Source organism: Flagellimonas aequoris (genome assembly GCF_003584165.1).
Classification (GTDB): Bacteria; Bacteroidota; Bacteroidia; order Flavobacteriales; family Flavobacteriaceae; genus Flagellimonas; species Flagellimonas aequoris.
In genome coordinates this window covers 50,575-75,388 of the sequence record NZ_QXFJ01000018.1, presented here as the reverse complement: position 1 = coordinate 75,388, position 24,814 = coordinate 50,575, and the positions used below count along the sequence as shown (strand labels likewise).

The window sequence follows — 24,814 nt, the reverse complement described above, 5'->3', positions numbered from 1 at the left end:
CTGGCGGTTTCGGAGCACCTCAACCACCAGTTTGTCTTTGTTCGAATTTTTACACGGCGTCCGAGAGACTGGTGAACGTAAAGTCTCGAATCTTCATATAAGGAATCAGGTTACCGTCTACACGGACTTGTTTCCCCAATGACTCGAGGTTGTTGAGCATGATGATCGGACTTTCGTTGAACCTGAAGTTTTTGATCGGATGTTTGATCTTTCCGTTTTCAATATAAAAAGTTCCGTCACGGGTCAATCCTGTGTAGAGCAAGGTTTGGGGATCTACACTACGGATGTACCAAAAACGGGTCACCAAGATTCCTTTTTTGGTTCCTGCAATCATATCTTCCAAACTTTCATCGCCTCCTTCCATGATACCATTGCTGGGGAACGGAACAGGATCAACACCTTTTTGTTCCGCCCAATAGCGATCATAGGCCAGGTTCTTGACCACACCATTTTCAATCCAATTCGTCTTCTTCAAGGGCATTCCCTCACCGTTCCAAGTGGAGGTGGGCACATCAGGATTCAAGGGATCGGACCAAAGGTTCACCCGTTCATCCACAATTTTTTGACCTAATTTATTCCCACCATCGGGAGCCGACATAAAACTTCTACCTTCATCCGCAGACCTTGCATTAAAGGAAAATATCATATTCCTCAACAAATCCGATGCCGCTGCGGGTTCCAGAATCACCGTATATTTTCCGGGCTCAATCGCTTTGGCTTCCCTGGACAATACTGCTTTATCGATTGCTACTTTGGATGCCTCGTCCGCATCAAATTTGGTAATATCGTTATAATCCCTGGTCACCCATCCTGATCCGGTGCCATCGTTGGTACGCATGGTCACTGTAAAATCCACATTGGTGGATTTGTTATAGGCAAACAATCCGTTGGAATTGATCATAGCGGAGAAACGTGCCCCATCATTCAAAAATCCTGCTGCGGTCACATCTTTTGCAGCTGCGGGAACAATGCTCTTGCTGGCCACATCTGCCCTATATTCTGGGGTGATGTTGGCCGTAGCCTCAACGAAAGTAATGGATTCATCGTACTTCTGAGGGCCCAAAGGCGGCATGAACTCAGGGTTTTCGGGTGATAAATTTGCCAATTCCTCGGCTCTACGCACCACTTTTTCCAAAGAGGCATCATCGAACTCGTCTATGGTAGCGGTGCCTACCTTTTTACCAAAACTGGACTGTACCACCAAACTCTGACTGGACTGATGTCCGGCCGTGGATACCGTATTTCTGGCATATCTGATATTACCACTGTTTGTGCCACTAAGGTTTATTTCACAGGCATCGGCCTTGGAAAAGCTCAATGCTTTCTCCAAAATCTTTTTTGCTTCTTCTTCTGTATATATAGCCATTATCTTACTATTTAAATGGAAAACCTTAAATGGTCCTACCTGTATTGATCACATTAACTCCATTGAACCTTGCCGTGGAGCTTCCGTGGGAAACCGCACTGACTTGGGAAGGTTGCCCCTTACCATCGAAGAAGGAACCGAACAACCTGTAATCATCCTTATCGCAAATCTTCACACAAGAATTCCAGAACTCCTGGGTGTTGGATTGGTAGGCCACATCTTCCAGCATACCTATAACTTCCCCATTTTTAATCTCGTAGAACATGGTTCCACCAAACTGGAAATTATATCGCTGTTGGTCAATGGAATAGGATCCCCTTCCAAGAATGTAGATTCCTTTTTCCACATCCTTGATCATGTCCTGCAAAGAATATTTTTCCTTACCAGGCTCCAAGGAAACATTGGGCATACGTTGGAACTGTACATCTTCCCAGCTTTGCGCATAGCAACAACCGTGGGATTCGTTTTGGCCTATCACATGGACTTGGTCCCTGATGGCTTCGTAATTCACCAAAACACCATTTCGGATCAGATCCCATTTCTTGGTTTTCACACCTTCATCATCATAACCCACAGCTCCCAAAGAACCTACTTGGGTCTTATCGGCCACGATGTTGACCACATCACTTCCGTATTTGAAATTTTTGGATTCCCATTTGTCCAATGTGGCAAAACTGGTTCCTGCATAGTTCGCCTCATAGCCCAAAACCCTATCCAACTCCAAGGGGTGACCTACGGATTCGTGAATGGTAAGACCGAGGTGGTTGGGTTCCAACACCAAATCATATTTACCCGCTTCCACAGACTTGGCTGTGAGTTTATCTTTAGCTTGTTTAGCGGCCATAGTGGCGTCTTCCACGATGTCGTAGCTATTGCGATACAGTTTAATGCCCATGGGGCCGTTCAATTTTTCGGACTCCAATCCATCCATATACTCATAACCCATACCCATTGGGGCGCTCATGGCCTGACGGGTCCTGAATTTCCCTGCGGCACGATCAATGGCGGTTACGTTGAACGTGGGCCAAATACGGTGTACATCTTGATCAATGTAGGAACCGTCGGTAGAGGCAAAATATTTTTGTTCGTTTACCATGAAAAGGGCAGAGTTCACAAAGTTGGCACCATTCTCAATGGCGGCCGCGTTGGCACTCAGCAACAGGTCTACCTTATCGGAAATCGGCACTTCCTTGAAATCTTTTTGAACGGGTGTCTTCCAAGAAACCTCTCCGTAAGCTTCAACAGGAGCCAAAACTACTGGTTCCTTTTGAATCTTGGAGTTGGCCTTGGCTATGGCCACAGCTTGTTCGGTAGCCTTTTTAATGCCATCTTCGGTAACCGCGTTGGTGGAGGCAAATCCCCAGGTGCCGTTGGCAATCACACGGATTCCAATCCCGAAGGATTCCGTGTTCACCACATTTTGGACCTTGTCCTCACGGGTGAATACGTACTGGTTCAAGTACCTTCCAATCCTTGCATCGGCATAGGTGGCGCCCAAGGATTTGGCTGTGTTCAAGGCCACATCGGCCATTTTCTTTTTGAGCACGACATCCATACCGGGTTCAAGAAGGGCCTCTGCGGGAATATTGTTCCCCAAAAGCAATGAAGGCATCATCAGTGCCCCCGTTCCCAAACCGGCATACTGTACAAAACTTCTTCTTTTCATATGTTTCGGTTATCTGATTTTACTGTTTTTTGATCAATGAAACGGAAAGTAGTATGGCCACATTCCGAACCTTTTTTCAAGGGTCTCTAAAAATAAGTAGAGCCGTTCTTGTTTTATGTTAATTTTAACCTAAAATCCCCCAACGACAGCCTAATATCCCTGAACGACTACCTTGATTTATTGACCAAACAAAATCAGGCACCTTATTTTTAACATTTCCCATTGTTAAAAAACCACCTATATCATGCAATCCTCATCACGCAATGAGTTTGATCATTTTATTTGTTGTGATTTTATGTAATTTGTTACGGAATCGATGTATTTTTTTGAACATATCCTTAAAACATGAAAACATTGGGAATGATAGGGGGTACTTCCTGGCACTCCACCATTGAATATTATAAATTGATCAACCAAATGGCGGCCAAAATTATTGGCGAGCAGGCCAACCCTCCTTTGATCATCCATAGTATCAATATTGAACTGATGCGGGAACAGAACAAGGAAAAGATCAACGCAAAATATTTGGAAACATCCCTAAAACTTCAAAATGCAGGGGCGCAGGCCATAGTCATCTGCGCCAACACTCCCCATATGGTCTATGACTTTGTACAACCGAAAATCGAAATCCCCATTTTGCACATAGCTAAAGCCACGGGAACGGAAGCACAACGCTTGGGGCTGAAGAAATTGGGTCTATTGGGAAACAAACCCACCATGACCGGGGATTTCATTCCAAAAGTGCTGAAGAAAAATTATGGGATTGAAACGATCATACCTGAAGAAGAAGCCATTCCCCAAGCACACCATTATGTTTCCAAAGAATTGACCCAAGGTGTTTTTTCAGAAGAAGCCAAAGCCTTTTTTTTGGAGCAGATCCATCTCTTACAAAAGAAAGGTGCAGAGGGCATCATATTAGGGTGTACCGAACTGCCCTTATTGATTAAATCCAACGATATTGATATTTCCACTCTAGCCACTACCGACCTTCATGCACAAATGGCGGTGGATTTCATATTCAGTGATGGATGATCACATCATCGTTAAACCCATGTTAAAAGAGAGCTGTGTAACCTTGGTTACTGGTAGGTCTATTTTTATAAGGTAATTTTATCAAAAATTAAAAAACAATAAATTTATCTTATACTATTATGGAAAACGCTTATCTAGAAACCGAAAAAGCTTATCAGATGCCACGAATCGGGGATACCGCCCCAGACTTTGAAGCTGTAACCACAAAAGGAAAGATCAAGTTCTCAGAATTTGCCAAGGATAAATGGGTAGTCATGTTCTCCCACCCTGCCGACTTTACTCCGGTATGTACCACGGAGATGAGTGGTTTTGCCACCCGCAAAGAGGAATTCGATGCATTGAACACCGAACTGTTGGGCCTTAGTATCGACAGTATCCATGCCCACTTGGGATGGGTGCAGAACGTAAGGCAAAACACCGGGGTGTATTTTGATTTCCCCATTATTGCCGATTTGGATATGAAGGTGGCCAAGCTTTATGGAATGCTTCAGCCGAATGAAAGCATGACTGCTGCGGTAAGGGCCGTGTTCTTCATCGACCCAGCAAAAAAGGTACGCTTGGTGATGTACTATCCCTTGAACGTGGGACGTAACATGGACGAAATCCTAAGGTCATTGGAAGCACTTCAAACTTCGGACAAATACAAAGTTGCCATGCCATTGGATTGGAAAAAAGGAGACAAGGTCATCGTTGGGCCTCCCAAAACTTTGGATGAGTTGAATGCCCGTATTGCAGATGATTCCCTTGAAAAAGTGGATTGGTACCTGGCCAAAAAAGAACTTTAAGATTTGTTGAATAGGGGCTCCTTGCATGCAAGGAGCCCTTTAAACCAAAAAGCTTATGGAAATAAAACAATTTGAATACAAACCTCTGGCCCATTATTCCTATGCCATTGTCAGCAACGGTGAAATGGCGGTCATCGACCCTGAAAGAAACCCGATGCAGTACTATGCCTTTGCACAAGAGCATGAGGCGAAAATTGTGGCAGTCATCGAGACACATCCCCATGCGGATTTCGTAAGCTCCCATTTGCAAATCCATCAAGAAACGGGAGCTGTTATCTATCATAGTAAAATGCTGGGTGCCGATTATGAATACCATCCTTTTGATGAAGGGGACAGTATAAAGCTTGGCGACATTACCATTTCTGCTCTGAACACACCAGGTCACTCCCCTGACAGCATCACTGTTGTTGCCGAACAAGCTGGCAAGATGGCATTGTTTACAGGCGATACGCTCTTTATTGGTGATGTGGGACGGCCCGATTTGAGGGAAAAAGCAGGGAACATGACTGCAAAGCGTCAAGAATTGGCCGAAATGATGTACGATACCATCCAAAACAAGTTCAAGGATTTGCCTGATGGCGCCCTGGTTTACCCTGCCCACGGAGCTGGATCTCTCTGCGGAAAAAATCTGAGCTCGGACAACAGCAGCACCCTGGGAAATGAAAGAATGGGAAACTGGGCCTTTAAACCACAATCCAAGGAAGCATTTGTGGGAACCCTTTTGGACAGTCAGCCTTTTATTCCATCCTATTTTGGATTTGATGTGGACACCAATCGCAGAGGTCCGGAAAACCTAAGGACGTCTGTTGCGAAGGTTCCCTTCAAACTTAATACCACTGCGGAAGGATTGATCATTGACGTACGTGATGAAGTAGTATTCAAAAAAGGACACTTGCCCGGAAGTATCAATGTAATGGCTGTTTCTGAAAACTCGAAGTTCGAAACCTGGTTGGGATCCATTGTGGAACCCAGTGAACCCTTCAGTATAGTAATCGATAAGCCCGAGGATTTGGATATGATCTTGGAACGCGTGGCCAAAATTGGATACGAAAAACAGGTGAAACTGGTTTTGACCATGGATGAATCCCAGATGGTTCAAAGCAATAAATTGGATTTAAGCGATTTCAAGAAAAATAAAGATGGCTATACCATTGTGGATATTCGCAACCAAAGCGAGGTGGAAGAAGGGAAGTTTTTTGAACAAGCCATCAACATTCCATTGAATGATCTCCGAAAATCCGTGGACCAAATACCTATGGACAAACCTTTGATAGTTCATTGTGCCGGTGGTTACCGAAGTACTGCAGGAAGTAGTATCTTGGAGAAATTGGTGGACAAAGTACCGGTTTATGACCTTGGTGAGAATGTCAACGATTTCAAATAATAACTAAAGCCCTTCTAAAGAAGGGTTTTTCATTTTAATGATTCTCTAGAATTTAAAAGGAATCCACTACCAAAACGCCCTTGCTCGTAAACTTGTCCATATTAGGCAATTCCACAATAATATTCTCCAAGGAAATGGTGCGTTCCACCAACTTTTCGGGTTGGAGCTTGCCCTCTTTGATCATTTCGAGCATGGCCGAATAACGAAAGGCCTGCATACCATGACTGCCTAGAATTTCCAGTTCATTGGCCAAAACTTTGTCCATGGGTACTTTTGGGTGCTGATGGTCTCCCGTCATCAAACCTACCTGAATATGTTTTCCTCTTTTTCTGAGGTTGGCAACGGAATTGAAACAGGTCGCTTGGCTTCCCAAGGCATCCAAGGACACATGTGCTCCTCCATGGGTCAGCTCCCTCACTTCTTCCACCACATTGCTAGATTTGGATGCATTCACCGTTTTGGTCGCTCCCAATGCGGTAGCCAACTTCAAGGTTTCATCATTGATGTCAACGGCGATGACCTGTGCTCCCAAGGCATTGGCGATCATAATAGCGGAAAGACCTACACCCCCACAACCATGAATGGCCACAAACTGCCCTCCTTGCACTTTCCCTTGATCTACCACAGCCCTGAAAGAAGTGACAAACCTACAACCCAAAATGGCAGCTGTAATATCAGCGATCTCCTCTGGAAGTTTAACCAAATTGATGTCCGCATGATCAAGAGTAACATACTCTGCAAAAGATCCCCAGTGGGTGAATCCTGGTTGGGTTTGATTATCACATACCTGATGGTTCCCTGAATGGCATTCGGGGCAGGTACCACATCCACAGACAAAGGGAACGGTCACCCTATCCCCCACTTTGAAGTTTTTGACATCTTTTCCGACTTCGACAACAATGCCCGCCAACTCATGACCCGGCACATGGGGCAATTCAATATCGGCATCGTGACCCATCCAACCATGCCAATCGCTTCGGCATAGCCCCGTTGCGGTTACTTTTACCACCACACCATGACTTTTTGGAGTGGGATCAACCACATTTTGTAAGGTAATGGGACCTTGAAACTTTTCATAAACAATAGCTCTCATCTGTTTTCAATTGGTATGGCAAACAAATGTAAAATGAAAACCTGGGGTTTGGGCAAATCTCCCTGCTAGAAAATAATCAGTTGGTCTTTTTGTAATTCAACATGGCCCAACCATTGAGTCCGATGGCAAAAAGGGCAATGGTCAGCAAATGGGGAACGATATCAGAAAAAGTACTTCCCTTCAAAACGATCATCCGCAACACCCTGATCAAATAACTCAATGGATTTATTTTGATGGTCTCCTGGGCCCACTCGGGCATACTTTCAATGGGAGTAAAAAGCCCGCCCATCAGAATAAATACCATCATAAAAAAGTACATGACGAACATAGCCTGTTGCTGGGTTTCGCTATAGGTAGAAATCAATAATCCGAAGCCCAAAACGGCCAACAAATACACCGCGATGAAACCATACAGCAACAACAGACTTCCCACGGGAACAATACCGTAAATGACCCAAGAGACAATCAAGCCCAAAGTAAAGACCACATTCCCCAAAACCCAAAAGGGTATCATTTTTCCCAGAATAAAATGGTGTTTCTTGATCGGGGTCACGTTCACCTGTTCTATGGTACCCACTTCTTTTTCCTTCACAATGTTCAATGCGGATAGAAATCCACCTACCATGGTCACCAAAATCGCCAAGATTCCGGGAACCATGAATACCTTATAACTCAAATGGGGATTGTACCAGTTGGAAAAAGTCACCTCGGCCCTGTGGGGTGTCGAGTTCCTTCCAACGGAATGAATTTCCGTTTGTAACTTTCCATTGTATTCTTTGATGACCTCTTGCATATAGGCCGCTCCCAAATTGGCTTTGGTACCATTGATAGCATTAACGGCCAAAAACAGTTTCTGTGTTTTATTCTTCACCAAATCCCTTTTAAAATTGGGCGGAATCAGAAGGACCAAATCCGCGGCATCGGATTCAATGGAACGATAGGCCTCATCGTACGACGCGGCGGTGGATACAATATTGAAATAATTGGAACCGGATATTTTAGAAATCAATTCTTGTGTATAGGTGGAATGGTCTTGGTCCACCAAAGCCACATTGATGTTCTTCACTTCATAATCTGCGGCCCAGGGCAAAATGAGCAATTGCATAACGGGCATGAACAGGATCAGGGCTACGATCGATCGGTTCCTAAAAATCTGTTTGAATTCTTTGTAGAGCAAAAACCTGATAGTTCTCATGCCAGCCTAATTTTAAAGTTCTTGATACTGATTCCGAGGAAAAACACCGTGATACCCATCAAAATCAAACTCTCTTTCCATACCGCGGCAAAGCCCAGACCCTTGATCATGACATCCTTCACAATGATATAAAACCATTTGGCGGGAACAATGTTCGATATCATACGAAGCGGAAAAGGCATATTTTCAATGGGGAACATAAATCCGCTGAATAAAACAGTGGGCAACAGCATCCCCATCAACGAAATCAGCATGGCCACCTGTTGGGTCTGCGTTTTGATGGAAATAAAAATTCCCAAGGAAAGACAGGTCGATATAAACAGGGCACTCTCAGCAAACAGCAACAATACATTTCCCTTGATGGGTACTCCCAGAACATAAACGCTCAACAATAAGATGGAGACGATGTTCAGCATGGAAAGGATAAAATAGGGCACTACTTTGGAAACAATCACCATAATGGGTTTGAAGGGTGATACCAACAACACTTCCATGGTGCCCATCTCCTTTTCTCGGACAATGGAAATGGCCGTCATCATCACACAGACCAGCATCAAGATCAAGGCCATGACCCCGGGCACAAAATTGGGTGCGCCTTTAAGTTGCGGGTTGTACAACATACGAACCTCTGGAGTAATAGTGTAGGGCATGGAGGCATTCAGGGAATTGGTATAATCCCGAATGATGGCCGTGAGGTAATTTTCAATGGTGGTGGCATGGTTGGGATCGGAGGCATCGGCCAAAATCTGCACTTGAGCCACATGTTTGGTCATCAGGTTTTTCTCAAAATCCTTGGGTAGGATCAAAGCGGCCTTGCTCTTTCCCTTTTTAAAGGAAGCTTCCACATCCTGCACATCAAAAGTGACCGATGCAATATCGAAATACTCACTCGCCTGCACTTTGGAGATGATTTCTTTGGATGCACTGTCCTGGGCCTGATCGATCACCAAAAGATCGGTGTTCTTCACCTCATTGGAAAGTACAAATCCAAAAATGAGCACTTGTACAATGGGCATACCGAACAATATCAGGAGTGTTTTTTTATCCCTGAGCACGTGGGTAAATTCCTTTTTTATGAAAACCAACAGTCTTTTCATCTTGTTCTATTCTGCTCTAGTGGCCTGCCGGGCCAATTTGTAAAACACTTCGTCCATGGATTCCGCTTCAAACTGCATCTTTAGATTTTTTGGTGTGTCCAAAGCCTTGATCTTTCCATCCACCATGATGGACAATCGATCGCAATATTCAGCTTCATCCATATAGTGTGTGGTCACAAAAACGGTGATGCCATTGTGGGCCGCCTCATAGATCAATTCCCAAAATTGGCGACGGGTCAAGGGATCCACACCCCCGGTCGGTTCATCCAAAAAAACGATTTTAGGCTGATGGATGATCGCAATGGAAAATGAAAGCTTTTGCTTCCATCCCAAGGGAAGGTCTACTACCAATTCCTTTCGGACGGAAGTAAGTCCCAAACGCTCGATCAGTTCCTCGGTTTTGTTTTTGATCTGCTCATTGCTCAACCCATAAATACCCCCAAAAAATCGAATGTTTTCCACCACGGTCAAATCCTCGTACAGGGAAAATTTCTGGCTCATATAGCCAATATTTTTCTTGATGGATTCCGTCTCTTTGTAAATATCGAACCCTGCCACTTTTGCGTCTCCTGATGTTGGAACCGACAATCCACACAACATTCTCATGGCCGTGGTCTTTCCTGCTCCATTGGCACCCAGGAAACCAAAGATCTCACCTTTCCTTACCTGAAAGGTAATAGCATCCGTGGCAGTGAAATCACCAAACTTTTTGGTGAGCTTATCAGCCTGTATCACTACTTCTTCCATCCTAAAATCAATGTAACAGGTTAATAAAACAATCCTCGATGGTCACCTCGGCCTCTCCGACCTCTACTCCCCTCAAACCATTTTGCTGTAGATGTTGGGCGATTTCCGAAGCATCCATTTGATGGCCTTTCTCTACGGAAATATGGGCATACTCCCCAAAGGCGTAGCTTTTGGTAGAGGGTACAGTTTTCAACACTTCCAAAAGCCTGTAACGGTCATTAGCTTTCACCTTAAAAAGTTGATTGCCATAATTTTTCACCAAATCTTGTGGTGTATCGATGGACAAAATACGTCCCGATTGGATCAAGGCGATGCGATCACACATCGAAGCCTCATCCATATAAGGTGTGGAGACCACAATGCTGATATTCTGTTGCTTCAGTTTTTTGAGCATTTCCCAAAATTCCCTTCGGGAAACGGGGTCGACACCCGTGGTAGGTTCATCCAGGAACAACACTTTCGGCTTGTGGATCAAGGCACAGCACAGTGCCAGTTTCTGCTTCATCCCGCCTGAAAGCTTCCCTGCCCTTCGGTTCTTGAAGGGTTCCAATTGCACATAAATGTCCTCTATTAAATGGTAGTTTTCCTGAATAGTGGTGTTGAACACAGTAGCAAAAAAATGTAGGTTTTCTTCCACAGTAAGATCTTGGTACAAACTGAATTTACCGGGCATGTAACCCACGGCGTTCCGGATGGCCCTCCAATCCTTGACCACATCCCAATGATGCACTTGGGCCGAGCCACCATCAGGCAACAATAAGGTCGTCAATATTCGAAAAATGCTGGTCTTTCCAGCCCCATCAGGACCGATGAGACCAAAGATTTCCCCTTCGTTGACCTCAAAAGAGACCTTTTCCACGGCGGGTTTACCGTCATAATGTTTACTGATATTTTCGGCGATTACGGCTTTCATTTTAGAACTTCACTTCTCCGTACATACCAATTTTTAAGTAACCATCGTTGGGCACCTTAATTTTTACCGCATAAACCAAATTGGCTCGCTCCTCCTTGGTCTGGATGGTCTTGGGCGTAAACTCCGCCTTGTCACTTACCCATTCCACAGTGCCCTCATAGGTTTTATAATTTTCTGAAGCGCTATCGATCAAAACCTTTACCAGCTGACCAATCTTTACTTCCGGAAGCAATTCTCCCGTAATGTAAGCCCGTAGAGTAAGGGTTTCTAAATTGGCAATACTATACAAGGGAGCTCCTTGAACGGTGGTTTCATTTTCCTCGGCAAACTTGGTCAAAACGGTACCCTTGACCTTATTGATGATCTTGCATTTTTCCAGCTTGTCGTTCAACTGGCGTATCTGTGCCTGCAAGGGTTCGGTTTCGTTTACCAGGCTTGAAGTGCTTATGGAAAGCGTTGATTTTTGGGCCTTTATCTGGTTTTCAATAATCTCCACTTGCGAATTGGCATCGTCGAGGGCCTTTTGCGGAGCCGCTTTTCCGTTAACCAGATTCTGGACACGCTGTTGCTCCCGTTTGGCCTGTCTTAATTGTTCTTCCAAGGAAGAGAGTTGTACCGCAATGTCCGGTCTCCTGTTCAACAATACCTTGATCTGGGCCTCCAATTGTTGTTTTTGCAGATACACTTGGGTACTATCCACATAACCTAAATACTCCCCAATTTCCAAGGTTTGACCTTCCTCAAGATCTAGTTGCTTGATCACACCGTTGGCTTCTGAAGCAATGTTCACCTCGGTGGCCTCAAAAGTGCCCGAAGCATCATACAATCCATTCGTATCGGAACAGGAAATGGCCAACAATAGTAGCGCGGCAGTTGATATTTGAATTCGTCTCATCATGGTATCGGTAATTAAATTCCTTGGGTTATTTTCAATTCTTCTAGCTTCATCAGCAACTGAATCTCGTGCAACAGTTTGTTCTGTATGGCCCGGCTTTCCTGATTCACATCTCGGATGTAATCGTTCACATCGATAGTGCCATTATCCAATTTGAACAGGGAGGCATCCTTCACCTTGGCATAGCTCTCAATGATGGAATCGTCCATTTCCAAAAGCTTTCGAAACTTGTCTATTTCGGTATGCTGCTGGGTCAATTCCATTTTGGTGTTGAAGAGAAAGGTCTCCTTTTGGGTCTGGAGTTTTTCCTTTTCAATTTTGTTGATTTCCTTCTCCTTTTTGTTGGTGTACAGATTAAACAATGGCCATTGCAAACGTGCCCCTCCCAAAAAATAGGAATCGAATTCGTTGCTGAGCATATTCAAGCCAGGTTTTCCGTATCCAGCCCTACCGAAAAGGGAAAGGCTTGGGGTAATCTTGGTGTTCAAAAGACTGGATTGCAAATCGAGCAGGGACATTTGTTTGTCAAAAAGGCCCACTTCCAGCCGGTTGATACCACCTATATCCATGGTCTCTTGCGGTCTGGTCAACAAAGTTTCTTCATCCACTTCCTTACCAACAAAGATGGATAGCATTTGATAGTAAGCCTTTTTAAGGGAAATCAGTTCCGTTGTCCTTTGATGGATGGACAATTGACTGGCCATTAGCGTAAAAAGATCGCTCTCAATGGCAGCTCCATTTTGGATTCGGGTCTGTACCCTGTCCATGGCCAACTGAATGTCTTTTTCTTGCAGGTCGTTTTGCAATATTTGTTCCTTGGCCAATAAAATGCCAAAATACAATTGGCTTACCCGTTTATAAATGTCATACAATTGAACTTCCAATTGTCCCTCTTCAATATCTTGGAGTGCTTCTTGAACCTTGACTTTCTTTTCGGTTTTGCCCCCATCGAACAATTTTTGATTGATCTCCGCATACACTTGGTATTGGTCCTTATCCAAAACCGGCACATCCATTCCGGGAACCTCTATGGGCAACCGGGTGACCTCGGTCTGGTAACTGGCTTGTGCATTAAGGTTTACCTGTGGTAGGTTTCCCTTAAGAATGTTTTCCACGTTAAAGTCGGATGCCGATTGTATCAGGCCTTGCTGCCGAATCAAGGGATAATTGGACCGCGCCATGTTGTAGCTCTCTCTCAAGGTGAGGCTTTCCAGGGATTGTGCTTGCACCACAATGCCGAACAAAAGCAGTAAAACGGTCAGTGAGCTTGTACGTTTCATGATTGATATTTTGATTTAATCATTTGACCAATTTTTAGACAAAAAAATTTATTTACTTCCCAATATGGCATTCATCCAAATGGGTATCAGTTTCCTACGTTCATCCATAAGTGCTTTGAAGCTCTTTTCATCAATAACTTGAGAAGCCATAAAAACAGGCTTGGACAAAAAGGGAAATACAGACATCCCCATAAGGTTCATGATGAAATGTACTGGGTTGATTTCTGGATTTTTTGCCCTGATCTGGTTCATCAATGATGAACTCATCAAAATCTTATTTGCCCCAATTTCCTCCACAAAATGTTTGGGATTATTGCGGATTTCGTTCAACACAAAAATGGGCAGGTCGGGGTTTTGGGTCAGGGTTTCGATATATTTCTCCACAAAGAGCTCAATCTTCAATTCAAGATCTAAACTGGCATCCGTGATGACGGGGACCACAATTCCAAAAAACTGACGGATCTTTTCACCCATGATCAGGTTGAACAGTTTTTCCTTGCTTCGGAAGTAATAGTTCAATAAAGAAAGATTGATGCCTGCCTCCTCGGCAATATCCCTAGTTTTGGTCGCGGCATATCCTTTTTGTGTGAACAACTTTGCGGCAGCCGCCTTGATTTTTTCCTCCGTATCCAGTTTGTTCTCTGTCATAATTCCTGTATTCCATCACAAAAGTACAAAACAAAATCAAACATTGAACAAATGATTAAAACAATTGTTCAAATATTTTAAGTATCTGATTTCCATCATGACCCCAAAATAGGAAGTAGTGTATCTTTGTTGATATATGAACCCATCCAAATAGATGCTCATACCCATTCTCATAGGAATATACATCCTGATTGCCTTGATCATGGTGGTCAGCTTATTGTTGAACGGGGTGAGGCCCAGTAAGACACTGGCATGGCTGTTGGCCATTTTTACCATTCCAGTCGGTGGTGTTCTGCTCTATCTTTTGTTCGGTAGAAACAGGAGAAAGAGCAAAATGTTTTCCTTAAAGAATACATTCAACCACAGGGACGAAATACCATACAAAGACTGCATACCAGATATATCCTCCAATAAGCAAAAAATAACCAAACTCATTCAAAAAACAGTCAAATGCCCGGTTACCTGCAGCAATGAACTCAGCCTGTTACAAGATGGAAAAATCACTTTCGAAAGTATTTTTGAAGCCCTGGAAGGTGCCAAGGAACATATTCATCTGCAGTATTACATTTATGAAGATGGATTGCTTGCGGACAAGCTGCTGGATATCTTTAAGAGAAAAATCAAAGAAAATGTCACCATTCGACTTTTATATGATGGCATTGGAAGTTATTCCCTTAGCAAAAAGTACCTGAAAAAACTAAAGGAAATCGGCGTGGAAACGGCACAGTTCCTCCCTTTCCGGTTTGGCCGGTTTCTGACCGCCCTCAACTACCGGAACCACCGTAAGATCATTGTGGTGGACAACAAGGTTGGGTTTACGGGGGGTATCAACATTTCCGACAAGTACCTTAAAGGCGACCCCTCTTTGGGGAAATGGCATGATACCCATTTAAAAATTGAGGGGGAAGCCGTTGATTTCCTGAATAGTATCTTCATCACCGATTGGTATTTGGCCAGTGGTGAAAAAGTGGATAACTCTAGTTTTAAAGTCGCAAAAGTTTCCAATTCCCAAACTCCCCTTCAAATTGTGCCCAGTGGCCCTGACGACGATTTTGACGTTATGGAACAAGTTTATTTTTCCATCATCAACAGTGCCGAAAAATACCTCTATATCGTAAACCCCTACATTATCCCCAACCATGCCATTTTGCAGGGTTTGATGACCGCTGCATTGAGTGGTGTTGATGTGAGGCTTTTGATGTCTTCCACAACGGATATTAAATTGGTGGACTGGTGCGTTCGTGCTTATTACGAATCTTACCTAAAAGCGGGTATAAAAGTCTACTTGCATGCGGACGGTTTTCTTCACAGCAAAGTGATGCTCTGTGATGACGAGATTGCCAGCATAGGAACGGCCAACTTGGACAACCGTAGCCTTCAACAGAATTACGAGGCGCAGGCCTTTGTTTATGACTCGGCACTTTGTCAAAGGATGAAACAGAAATTTTTGGAAGACTGCGACAAATCCAAAGTACTGAATGACTATCGTAAATTCAGTCAACGACCATGGATCAATAAATTGATTGAGGGGTTTGCCAAATTGTTGAGCCCTCTTTTATGAGACATAGGTTTCGTAGCCCAGTTCATTTTTACAGCTCCTGCCCTCTTCCCAACAATCCAGATTATAAATCGTGGTTTCCGCAATCCTCTCCAAGGCTTCTTTGGTGGCAAAAGCCTGGTGTGGCGTTAGGAGCACATTGGGCATGGCGATGAGATCCTTGAGTTTTTGATCATCGATTCCCCTTTTACTGTTGTCCTTAAAGAATATGCCTCGTTCCCCTTCATATACATCGGTAGCATAACCTCCAAGGATTCCCTTTTGAAGTGCCTCGATCAGATCATCGGTCTTGACAATTCCACCTCGGGCCGTGTTCACCAGATAAGTTCCTTTTCTCATCGCATTGAACACAGAAGCATTGATAGCATGATGGGTCTCATAGGTGAGTGGAACATTGATGCTTATAATATCTGCCCTTCTGCACATTTCTTCCAAAGGAAGGTATTCCAGGTCATAATGGTTTTCCAAATAGAGGTTCCTTCTCAGGTCCGTGGCCAAAACCTTGCATCCAAAGGCATGGAAGACCCCTACCAATATGGAACCTATTTTTCCGGTCCCATAAATGCCCACGGTTTTTCCATTTAAATCGAACCCTACCAAATTGTCCAATGAAAAATTATACTGGTTTACCTGCTCGTGGGCCAATACCAATTTACGGTTCAGGGCCAATAAAAGCCCTACAGCATGTTCCGCAATCGCGTGGGGCGAATATTCCGGGGCATAGGCCACCTTGAGCCCAATACGCTTGGCGGATTTTACACTTACATTATTGTAACCGGTAGCCCTCAAGGTAATGTATTTGACCCCAAGTTCCTTCAAGATTTCGAGTACGACCAAAGAGGCATCATCGTTTGAAAAAATGGAAATGGCATCGTAGCCCGCAGCCATGACCGCCGTTGTGGCATCCAAAGCCTCGGGCACGAATTTGATTTTATGCTTTTCTCCATTTGCCTTTTTGAGGTTATCCATCTCAAAATCCTTGGCACTGTAAACCAGTACTTTCATAATTTTCTTGCTAGACAGGCTATTAATTCAATAACCTTTTTTGTTTTTTCCTTTTGATCACTTGCGATACGATATCGAATATTTTGTTCTTGGCCTCACGATATTTGATGAAATAGCGTTCCATTTCCTTTTCAAGGTCGGCATGGGTATCCAGATAAGCATTTTCCATCCTATTCTGGTTCACATCATCTACCATAATCTGAAGTTGGTTCTCATGCAACTGTACTTTTTTGAATAGGTCGACCAACTCTTTTTCGGATTTGTTCATGGCTTCCACTACTGGTTGTACGGTGTTGAACATGTCCGAATCGATAATGTCCAATGTATAGTCCTTGACCATACTGTTCAGGAATTTTTGCTCGTCCTTGGCGAATTTTAATTCAGAAGACCATTTTTTGGATTCTTCGTGCAGTTCTTCTGCCGTAAGCCATTCTCTAAAGGTCCCTTTTTGGATTTTTGTCTTCATAGCTTTTGGTTTATGCGGCAAATGGAAAACCCACTTGCCGCGTGTTCGTCTTTACACCACTTCAATTACTTTTTTGGGTTTTTCCTTGGCTTCTTCCATTTTAAGAAGATTGAGCTTCAAGATTCCATTTTTGTAAGTGGCCTTTACTTCTTTTTTTTGATCTACCGAATGGGGCAACTGCATAGTTCGTGTGAACGAATTGTAATTGAACTCCCTTCGGGTGTAGTCTTCGTCTTTTTCGGTTTCTTCCTTGCTTTTTTGTGCAGAAACTTCCAAAACGTCATCTTTCATGGTGATGTTGAAATCTTTCTTGTCAAACCCAGGGGCGGCAATCTCAATTTCAAAATCATCGTCGTGCTCCTTCACGTTCATTGATGGGAGGGATTTTTCCAGATTGAAAAAATCATCGTCAATAAAAGTGTCTCGATTAAAAAAATCGATCAAGCTCTCATTCCATGGAAATCGCTTTCCGTTTAATTTAACCAGTGACATAATTAAAATTTTAGATTAATGAATCTGTGTTATACATCATGTGCCAATGCTTTTTAACATTGCGCTGCATGTCAATCCTGTGGTTTTTTTCGCTTAAGTACCGATCCCGCATAACTGTACACCTTGTGCTTGAGTTTGAGGTAACTCTCTATATAAGCACTCATCGCGTCCTTAAATTCGAGATGTTTCTCAAAATAATGGGAATCACAATCATCAGAAGTGCATTCTACCAGGCCTCCAAGATGTTTCTCGTGTTCCAGTATGGCCTTTTTCAATTGGTTCTTTTCTATCTTGGAATCGTGGAATTCCTGCTTGAAATCCTCCAACCTCTCGAAAAGATTCGGGGTTCTAGGTTCAAAAATGTAGGAGTTCAACAGCCTTTGGATGAAGACCATTTCATCATCAATGAACTGCAGGTAAGATTTCCAATTTTGCAGTTCTTTGTGCAATTCCCCTATTTTACCCAACTTGACCATAACCATAGTTTTAAATTCTAAGGTTCCCATGAATGTATGGTTTGGTCGGTTCTTATGAAATGATTTTAATCATTTAGGTGGTTCTAAATGGATTTTTCCGGATATCGATCATCCATGCCAAAGGTTTGTTTTACCATGGCCTTGAACTGGTTCTTGGTGATACTGTCCGTTTTTTCGGAGACGGTTACCTTTTGGGCCAGTTCGGGATAGTTATCTTCCAGTTCGGCCATGAACTTTTCCGGAGCCTCAGCAGGTCCGAAAATGGCCAATTGATCGGCATCCTCTACTTTTTCGGCAATGGTATCGAAATAGTTTTTCAATTGGTGTTTTTCCCTTTCCAAATATTTACTGTCCTGGACCACGTCCTGGGGTCCCCATTTTGTTTTGGAGCGCGACCCTCCTTTCGGGTTAAAAAAATCCAATTCGGAATCGATATTGAAAAACTTTTCCTTTCCATCTTCCAATACCACTCCCATGGCTTCCTTCTTGTCCAGCCAAATTCCAACTTTTTTCATCTTCTTAATTTTCAATTATCATTCAGTTCCAATATGGGCACCTTGGGATCATAACCTATTTCCTTGACCAACGGATTGGATAGGATGCTTCCGAAGAACAAATGTTTCCTGTTCATGAAAACAATCATGTCACAGTCCTTGCTTTCCACAAACAGGTTGATACCCTTGCTCACTTTTACCGAGGACAAAAAATGTGTTTCGTAATCGGTTCCTTCCAAAATGTCCAGCAACAGTTTTTTGTTTTCTTCTTCCTCCCTGTTCAGTTTACCGTCCTTGTCCCTATCTATATGCAACACATTGATTTTGGCACCGTGTAGTTTTGCAATTTCGATCATGTAATCGAGCTCACGTTTTTTAAAATGGGTCTTATAATCGGTCGGGAAGACCATTTCCTTTGGTGGTTCCAAGGAATAGTCCGTTGGTACGGCGATTACCGGACATTTTTTTATCCGCTCCATTACAGAGACGGCATTGGTACCAAATACCCTTGCCTTGGCATCCGTTACACCTTTGGTGCCCATCACAATAATGTTGATGTCCTTTTTTTCTATCACATTGCGAATAGCCTCGGACAGACTGTTAAACGTGATGATAGTGTGCAAGGTGTGCTTCTCGTTCTTAGGATGGATTTCCAGTTGTTCCATCAAATGGGCCATGCCATCCTCTGCTTCTTGTTTGGCGGCCTCATATAAAGGCTCCCCAACTTCGGGCACCCGCATGCTATCCAGATTGTACCCAGAAACATGGAATGCATTCAATAGATAAAAATCGCATCGAACGTCTTTATAAAGTTCAAAGGCATACCTGATGGCGTTCAGTGCATTTTTTGAATAATCTGTGGGCAACAACACTCGCTTGTCCATGGCTTTTAGGTTTTTGATTAAAGCTACTCAGAACTCCCAAAATGCACCATGATATAGGTCACTTTGGTCTGTCAGGAAGGATCAGGAAGGGAACGGAAAGCTTGGTATTCAAATCCTTAATGATTCCTTTTCCAATAAATTCCAAGAAAAAATGATGGGGATAATACACCATACAAAGCATATCGATGTTCCACAGTTCCACAAATTCCAAAATGGTCCTGACCTTGTCTTCGAACACCGGTAACACCACCTCTTTTGAAAGATTCTTGGACACCGCCTTTAAAAACTTCGCCTTGTTCTTGGCCATGGCATCGGTACCCTTGCCTTCCTCAATGCTCATGGGCACCAAGGAACTATCCACAAGATTGGAAAAAAACAAAAGGGCCTTCACGTTTTCCTCCGCAATAGGATTGGCATAATTGGATATGAATGCCATCTTATCCACATTTTTAAAATCAATTTCCAAGGGAACAATGAGTACGGGGCATTGTTTGACCTCCCGTACCAATTGCATGGCATTGTTACCGAACATGATGTTTGCCCCCTCTTCTTTGGCCTTGTTCCCAATGACCATCAAATCTATAGGATGCTCTTTGGCATAGTCCGCAACTCCCTTGGTCATATTACGACACAAGGACACTTTTTCAAAATGATGCTTGGTATTGTTCCCAACATCACGAACCAATCTATGGGTCATGGCATCCAACCCTTGGGTCGATTCCACTTGTGCCGTTTCGATGTCAACATTACCCAGTACCCCACACACATTTATCAAATGAAAAATGCATTCCTTGGTTTTGAACAATTTTGCCACATAGTACAGGGCGTTGTATGAATTGTTGGAAAAATCCGTAGGGACCAAAACTTGTAACATGGCTCAGGTTTTTAGGTTATAGGGAAGTACCAAAAAAGGAATTGTACTGTGCAGTCCGACATTTTTGATGACGGGCTCCATAAAAAGACGTTCCAAGAACGTATGCTTATTTTTGACCATGACCAGGATTTCGGCAGTAATTTCTTCTTGAAAAGAATTTATGGCCATGATCAATTCTTGATCAGGCAGATTGTGAAACGCATGATTGTGCTCCAACAACAATCCTTCCAGTTTAGCTCTATTGTTCTCCTGTTCTTCCGTAAGACCTTCCGGCAAGGCAACGTGCATGATATGGATTTTAGAGTGCCATAGTTTGGCAAACTCCAACAGAAACGCTATATCCACCTTGTCAAAATCCACTTCGAGGTCAGTCGGAAACAAAATCTCTTCTGGCGCTTCGAATTCATAATCTGCAGGAATGGCAAGCACAGGGATTTGTGTTCGTTTCAGTACATGGACCGTATTGGATCCAAAAAGAATTTCTGTTGCCCCGGTTGCTCCTTGGGTGCCCATGATGATCAAATCTACATTCTCCTTCATGGAAAAAAGCCGGATCTCATCTTCCAACGTATTGAAAGCGGCATGGGTGATAAAGGTGTGTTTGGGATTATCAAACTGTTCTTTGATTCGCTCCCTGGTCTTGTCCAACTGTGCTTCGGCTGCATATCTAAAATCGTCTGGAAGACCCATTTGACCGGGACTACCCAATGCATAGTCTACCCGGTATACGGGCGGGGTATAGGTATGCATCAAATAAAATACAGTGGTGGTGTTCTCCAACAACCTCGCAGCATAGCTGATGGCATGGAACGCGTTTTCGGAAAAATCGGTGGGCAAAACTATCTTCATCATGGCTCAAATCCTTGTCAAATCTTAATATGTGATAAAACTATAAACCTGAGCTGTTACATACTATGATTTCCATCACTTGTCATAAAAAGTTAGGGGCCAACCTTCCCTACTTATTGATGGATTACATAAAAGGGAACCTTGGTATGGAAACTGATCTGCTCCACAAGAGAATCAAAAAGGATGAGTTGGATGAAATTCAGGTTTTTGGCCACCATGAACATCATATCGATATCACGACTCTCCACAAAACACTGAATGGCCGACTTGACGCTCTTGTTGGTGATGGTATGGGCACTGTAACGTCCAGGGAATGATTCCTCCATAAAATCCAGAAGATATTCCTTGTTAGCTTCTTGCTCATCGTTGAGTTTATCTCCTCCTTTTATTGTGTTCATAATCCTGAATTTTCCATCGCCCAACTGTAACATCTCTGCCATGGAACGTAAAATCTCATGGGAATAGAAAATATTATAATCTGTGGGAAAAGCTATTTCAATAGGCTTGGAAAACTCAACATTGTTTGGCACCACCAAAGTGTTGCACTGTACCTTGGTCACCACATCCCCAGCATTGCTGCCGACCACTTTTTCTTGAATGCCCGAAACCCCTTTGGTCCCCATAACTATGAGGTCTATATGTTGGCCTTCAACATGTTTTTTAATAGTCGGGATAAAGAAACCATACTCATGAAGGGAATAAAAGGAATGATTTGGTCGAGTGCTGGATTTTCTGGTCAGTTCCACCAAGTCGGCCAACTTTTGTTTGGTGTTTTCAGTAGGACCGATTTCAACACCCATGGTGGCCTCACCTTCAATCTTAGTATCTAGGAGAGAGCCTACGTAGAGCAAATAAAAACTACACTCCACGGAACCGAATAGCATCTGGGCATATTTTAGAGCATTGGTGGAGTTTTCAGAAAAATCCGTGGGAATCAATATATTCTTCATCAGGTATCTGAATGTGGGCACAAGTTTATCATTCCATAAAACAAACGGAATGATAAATATCATGACCTTTTACCTGATGGTGACAGATTTAATGCACGCGTTCAAGGGCTTCCCTATCCAGAACCACAATATTCCTATTTTCTATGGCGATCAACCCTTCGTTCTTAAAATCGGACAAGGTTCTGATCAAACTTTCCGTGGCAATCCCCGCCACACCTGCCAAATCGCTACGCGCTATTTTAAGGGGGTTGTCCTTTCCCCTGTTCATGGCCTTGGAATACATCAATAGGGTCTGCGCCGTTTTCTTGCGAACCGAGCTATAGGCCATTTGCAAAAGCTGCTTTTTGATGTGTACCAAATCCTCCGCAATGACATCCATCAGTTCCAAGGAAACACTTTTGTTCTCTTCCAGAATGGATTTCACCTTTTCCTTGTGGATCCCTGCCAGTTGCACATCTTCAATGGCCACGGCATATTCTTGGTAGGGAAGGTTTTCCGTAAGGGAGGTAAACCCAAGAAAATCGTCTTCGGAATAAATGGAGGTAATAAGTTCTTTACCCTCCTCATCCAGACCACAGCTTTTTACCACCCCTTTTAAGATTAGATAAACCATGTTGGAATGGTCACCTATGGTATAAATGGTCTCGTCCTTACGAAAAGTGAACAATTGTCCATGATCATCAAAAAAATTCTTCAATTCATTGAGCGATCTGATGTCACTTCCTTCATTATGGGGTTTTGCCCGTTCCAAAAAGGTATTCTCCAATTGTTCCGCTTTTTCCAAACGCGAATAGATGGCCCCCAAGAGCTCGTCTTCCTCAAAGGGTTTGGTCAGATAATCGTCTGCCCCAAGGTCCATTCCTTTTCGGACCTCTGAGCGTTCGGTCTTGGCAGACACAAAAATGAAGGGAATATGCCTGGTTTGATTACATAAGGACATTTGTTCAAGTACTTCATAGCCATCCATTTCGGGCATCATGATATCGCATAGTACAATATCGGGTCGCTCCTTTTTGGCCAGTTCCAATGCCATTTTACCATTGGAGGCCGTAAAAACACGAAAGCCCGAAAGTTCCAGAAGTTCCTCTACATTCTCCCGCAAAGAGGTATCATCCTCCACCAGTAGCACTTTTTTCATTTTCCTTGTTTTTTATTGGTATGTGCAGTGTAAATGTGGAGCCCTGGCCCAACTCACTTTTAAAGGTGATGTTGGCTCCAAGATTATGCATGTGTTGTCTTACAATGTTCAGGCCTATCCCAGTGCCTTGGACGGTAAGGACATTACTCGCCCTAAAATACCGATCAAAAATAAAGGGTTGGTCCTCCATCGGTATTCCAAGTCCCTGATCGTTTATGTTGATCTGCAGATTGTTCCCATCCTTGATTACCTGAAGGTCGATTTCGGTATCCTCAGGGCTATATTTTATGGCATTGTGTACCAGGTTGGACAAGGCAAGGGTCATGATCTTTTCATCAAATTCTAGGGACATGCCCTCAATGTTCAATGGGTATCGGATATGTTGGCCTTCCTTTAAAAGTGTATTGGAATCGTAAATGACCTCGTTGACCAACTTGCTCAATGGAAAAATTGTGACATTGTAGTTGACCTTTCCTGTATCCAATCGCTCGATGGAAAGAAAATCCGTGAGAATATTGTCTAAATGCCGCACCTTATATTTGATGGTGTTGATATGTTTGTCCCTTTTGTCCTGTTGTTCAGTTTCGGTATACTTGGACAACAGGGAAGTGGAAGTCAAAATACTGGTCAACGGGGTTTTGAACTCATGCGAGACCAAGGATAAGAACTTTGTCTTGAGTTCATTGAGCTTTTTCTCGGCCATAAGAGCCTCCCTGAGCTGTTGGGTACGCTCTTCCACCGTGTTCTCCAATTGCTGGGTGTAGTATTTTCGTTCGGTAATATCCAATACAATGGCCACACAAACCTCTTTTTTACCGATATGGGACAACTGTAGGTGCACCTCAACCGGGTAAAGCGAACCGTCTTTCCTCTTGTGGATCGTCTCAAAATTTACCTTTTCCTTCTTGCCACTGACCAATGGTGCCACAAGGCGTTTCATCACTTCTTTGGAAAGTTTGGGCTTAATGTCAAAGACGGACAATCGGTTCAATTCTTCCAGATTGTAGCCTAAATTGAGCTGGGCCCCTCGGTTTACATTGATAAAAACAAAGGTCTCAGCATCAAAAACATAGATTTCGTTCAGGGATTCATCAAAAATCTGAAACCAATAATCAATGGTCTGTTCCGCCTTTTTACGCTCTGTAATGTCCACCACAAGTGCCATTACGTATTCTTTTTCTGCCAGTGTAAAAGGGTTCAGGCTTATCTCCAGTGGAAAACGCTCCCCATTCTTGCGAACTCCATAGAGCTCCAGTCCAGGTCCCATGGGCCTAGCTTCCCCTTTTTTTATAAATGCGCGGACCTCATGCCGATGCTTTTCCCTTAACCCTTCCAAAATCAAGATTTCCAGAGGCTCTTCCAAAAGTTCCCCTTCGGAATATCCGAACATTTTATTGGCCGAAGCATTACAGGATACAATCTCTTGGCAATCATTAACAATGACCACCCCTTCGGAGATTACTTCCGAAATCACCTTCAATACATCGCTTTTTTCCAATAGTTCTGCAGCCACATCTAAAAGTACTG

Annotated in this window: 25 protein-coding genes; 4 read left to right on the top strand and 21 right to left on the bottom strand. The window is 43.4% G+C overall.

Annotation, left to right across the window (positions count from 1 at the left end; all coding sequences use genetic code 11):
• Positions 1–49: 49 nt before the first annotated feature.
• Together D2U88_RS08250 and D2U88_RS08245 are read right to left on the bottom strand one after the other, a co-directional pair.
• Positions 50–1,366: a TldD/PmbA family protein gene (locus tag D2U88_RS08250; RefSeq protein ID WP_119639883.1), complete on the bottom strand. Its 1,317-nt coding sequence runs from the start codon at positions 1,364–1,366 to the stop codon at positions 50–52.
• Between the two features lie 25 nt (positions 1,367–1,391).
• Entirely contained in the window at positions 1,392–3,032 is a 1,641-nt protein-coding gene (locus D2U88_RS08245; RefSeq protein ID WP_119639882.1) for a TldD/PmbA family protein, read from the bottom strand.
• Positions 3,033–3,377: 345 nt separating this feature from the next.
• Between D2U88_RS08245 and D2U88_RS08240 the strand changes: the two genes are divergently transcribed.
• The 3 genes from D2U88_RS08240 (at position 3,378) to D2U88_RS08230 (ending at position 6,233) form a co-directional block, all read left to right on the top strand.
• Positions 3,378–4,064, top strand: coding sequence for an aspartate/glutamate racemase family protein (locus tag D2U88_RS08240; RefSeq protein WP_119639881.1), 687 nt, complete (start codon positions 3,378–3,380; stop codon positions 4,062–4,064).
• A 119-nt stretch (positions 4,065–4,183) separates the two neighbouring features.
• A complete protein-coding gene (locus D2U88_RS08235; protein ID WP_119639880.1) occupies positions 4,184–4,849 on the top strand; it encodes a peroxiredoxin in 666 nt (221 codons plus the stop codon).
• Between the two features lie 55 nt (positions 4,850–4,904).
• A complete protein-coding gene (locus D2U88_RS08230; RefSeq protein WP_119639879.1) occupies positions 4,905–6,233 on the top strand; it encodes an MBL fold metallo-hydrolase in 1,329 nt (442 codons plus the stop codon).
• A gap of 52 nt (positions 6,234–6,285) precedes the next feature.
• Here D2U88_RS08230 and D2U88_RS08225 read toward each other — a convergent pair whose 3' ends face one another.
• The 8 genes from D2U88_RS08225 to D2U88_RS08190 form a co-directional block, all read right to left on the bottom strand.
• On the bottom strand, positions 6,286–7,326 hold the full coding sequence (locus D2U88_RS08225; RefSeq protein ID WP_119639878.1) for a zinc-dependent alcohol dehydrogenase family protein: 1,041 nt from the start codon (positions 7,324–7,326) through the stop codon (positions 6,286–6,288).
• Positions 7,327–7,402: 76 nt separating this feature from the next.
• Positions 7,403–8,521 carry an ABC transporter permease gene (locus D2U88_RS08220; protein ID WP_119639877.1) on the bottom strand — a complete coding sequence of 373 codons (1,119 nt, stop codon included), beginning with the start codon at positions 8,519–8,521 and terminating at the stop codon, positions 7,403–7,405.
• Positions 8,518–9,618, bottom strand: a complete 1,101-nt coding sequence (locus D2U88_RS08215; protein ID WP_119639876.1) for an ABC transporter permease — start codon at positions 9,616–9,618, stop codon at positions 8,518–8,520. Before D2U88_RS08215 ends, D2U88_RS08220 begins: the two co-directional genes overlap by 4 nt.
• A gap of 6 nt (positions 9,619–9,624) precedes the next feature.
• Positions 9,625–10,365: an ABC transporter ATP-binding protein gene (locus D2U88_RS08210; protein ID WP_119639875.1), complete on the bottom strand. Its 741-nt coding sequence runs from the start codon at positions 10,363–10,365 to the stop codon at positions 9,625–9,627.
• 7 nt (positions 10,366–10,372) lie between these two features.
• Positions 10,373–11,278 carry an ABC transporter ATP-binding protein gene (locus tag D2U88_RS08205; RefSeq protein ID WP_119639874.1) on the bottom strand — a complete coding sequence of 302 codons (906 nt, stop codon included), beginning with the start codon at positions 11,276–11,278 and terminating at the stop codon, positions 10,373–10,375.
• A 1-nt stretch (position 11,279) separates the two neighbouring features.
• Entirely contained in the window at positions 11,280–12,176 is an 897-nt protein-coding gene (locus tag D2U88_RS08200) for an HlyD family secretion protein (RefSeq protein WP_220473494.1), read from the bottom strand.
• 11 nt (positions 12,177–12,187) lie between these two features.
• Entirely contained in the window at positions 12,188–13,453 is a 1,266-nt protein-coding gene (locus D2U88_RS08195) for a TolC family protein (protein ID WP_119639872.1), read from the bottom strand.
• 48 nt (positions 13,454–13,501) lie between these two features.
• Entirely contained in the window at positions 13,502–14,101 is a 600-nt protein-coding gene (locus D2U88_RS08190; protein WP_119639871.1) for a TetR/AcrR family transcriptional regulator, read from the bottom strand.
• Positions 14,102–14,255: 154 nt separating this feature from the next.
• Here D2U88_RS08190 and cls point away from each other — a divergent pair, with 154 nt between their 5' ends.
• Positions 14,256–15,662, top strand: a complete 1,407-nt coding sequence (cls, locus tag D2U88_RS08185) for a cardiolipin synthase (protein WP_119639870.1) — start codon at positions 14,256–14,258, stop codon at positions 15,660–15,662.
• Here the strand turns inward: cls and D2U88_RS08180 are convergent.
• The 11 genes from D2U88_RS08180 to D2U88_RS08130 all read right to left on the bottom strand — a co-directional run bounded on the left by D2U88_RS08180 (position 15,657) and on the right by D2U88_RS08130 (position 24,800).
• Positions 15,657–16,664, bottom strand: coding sequence for a 2-hydroxyacid dehydrogenase (locus D2U88_RS08180; RefSeq protein WP_119639869.1), 1,008 nt, complete (start codon positions 16,662–16,664; stop codon positions 15,657–15,659). The two genes, cls and D2U88_RS08180, sit on opposite strands and share 6 nt — an antisense overlap.
• Before the next feature lie 22 nt (positions 16,665–16,686).
• A complete protein-coding gene (locus D2U88_RS08175; protein ID WP_119639868.1) occupies positions 16,687–17,130 on the bottom strand; it encodes a hypothetical protein in 444 nt (147 codons plus the stop codon).
• A gap of 51 nt (positions 17,131–17,181) precedes the next feature.
• Complete coding sequence (locus D2U88_RS08170) at positions 17,182–17,622, bottom strand: Hsp20/alpha crystallin family protein (RefSeq protein ID WP_119639867.1); 441 nt, start codon at positions 17,620–17,622, stop codon at positions 17,182–17,184.
• 71 nt (positions 17,623–17,693) lie between these two features.
• The gene (locus D2U88_RS08165) at positions 17,694–18,128 is read right to left on the bottom strand and encodes a hypothetical protein (protein ID WP_119639866.1); all 435 of its coding nucleotides are present in this window, start codon (positions 18,126–18,128) and stop codon (positions 17,694–17,696) included.
• A gap of 53 nt (positions 18,129–18,181) precedes the next feature.
• Entirely contained in the window at positions 18,182–18,613 is a 432-nt protein-coding gene (locus tag D2U88_RS08160) for a hypothetical protein (RefSeq protein WP_119639865.1), read from the bottom strand.
• 11 nt (positions 18,614–18,624) lie between these two features.
• Positions 18,625–19,476 (bottom strand): universal stress protein, encoded by an 852-nt coding sequence (locus D2U88_RS08155; RefSeq protein ID WP_119639864.1) that lies wholly within the window; start codon positions 19,474–19,476, stop codon positions 18,625–18,627.
• A gap of 58 nt (positions 19,477–19,534) precedes the next feature.
• Positions 19,535–20,350, bottom strand: a complete 816-nt coding sequence (locus tag D2U88_RS08150; protein ID WP_119639863.1) for a universal stress protein — start codon at positions 20,348–20,350, stop codon at positions 19,535–19,537.
• Between the two features lie 3 nt (positions 20,351–20,353).
• Positions 20,354–21,202 (bottom strand): universal stress protein, encoded by an 849-nt coding sequence (locus D2U88_RS08145; RefSeq protein ID WP_119639862.1) that lies wholly within the window; start codon positions 21,200–21,202, stop codon positions 20,354–20,356.
• A 110-nt stretch (positions 21,203–21,312) separates the two neighbouring features.
• The gene (locus tag D2U88_RS08140) at positions 21,313–22,149 is read right to left on the bottom strand and encodes a universal stress protein (RefSeq protein ID WP_182859131.1); all 837 of its coding nucleotides are present in this window, start codon (positions 22,147–22,149) and stop codon (positions 21,313–21,315) included.
• 88 nt (positions 22,150–22,237) lie between these two features.
• Positions 22,238–23,287 (bottom strand): response regulator, encoded by a 1,050-nt coding sequence (locus D2U88_RS08135; RefSeq protein ID WP_119639860.1) that lies wholly within the window; start codon positions 23,285–23,287, stop codon positions 22,238–22,240.
• On the bottom strand, positions 23,259–24,800 hold the full coding sequence (locus D2U88_RS08130) for a sensor histidine kinase (RefSeq protein WP_220473493.1): 1,542 nt from the start codon (positions 24,798–24,800) through the stop codon (positions 23,259–23,261). Before D2U88_RS08130 ends, D2U88_RS08135 begins: the two co-directional genes overlap by 29 nt.
• Positions 24,801–24,814 lie beyond the last annotated feature (14 nt).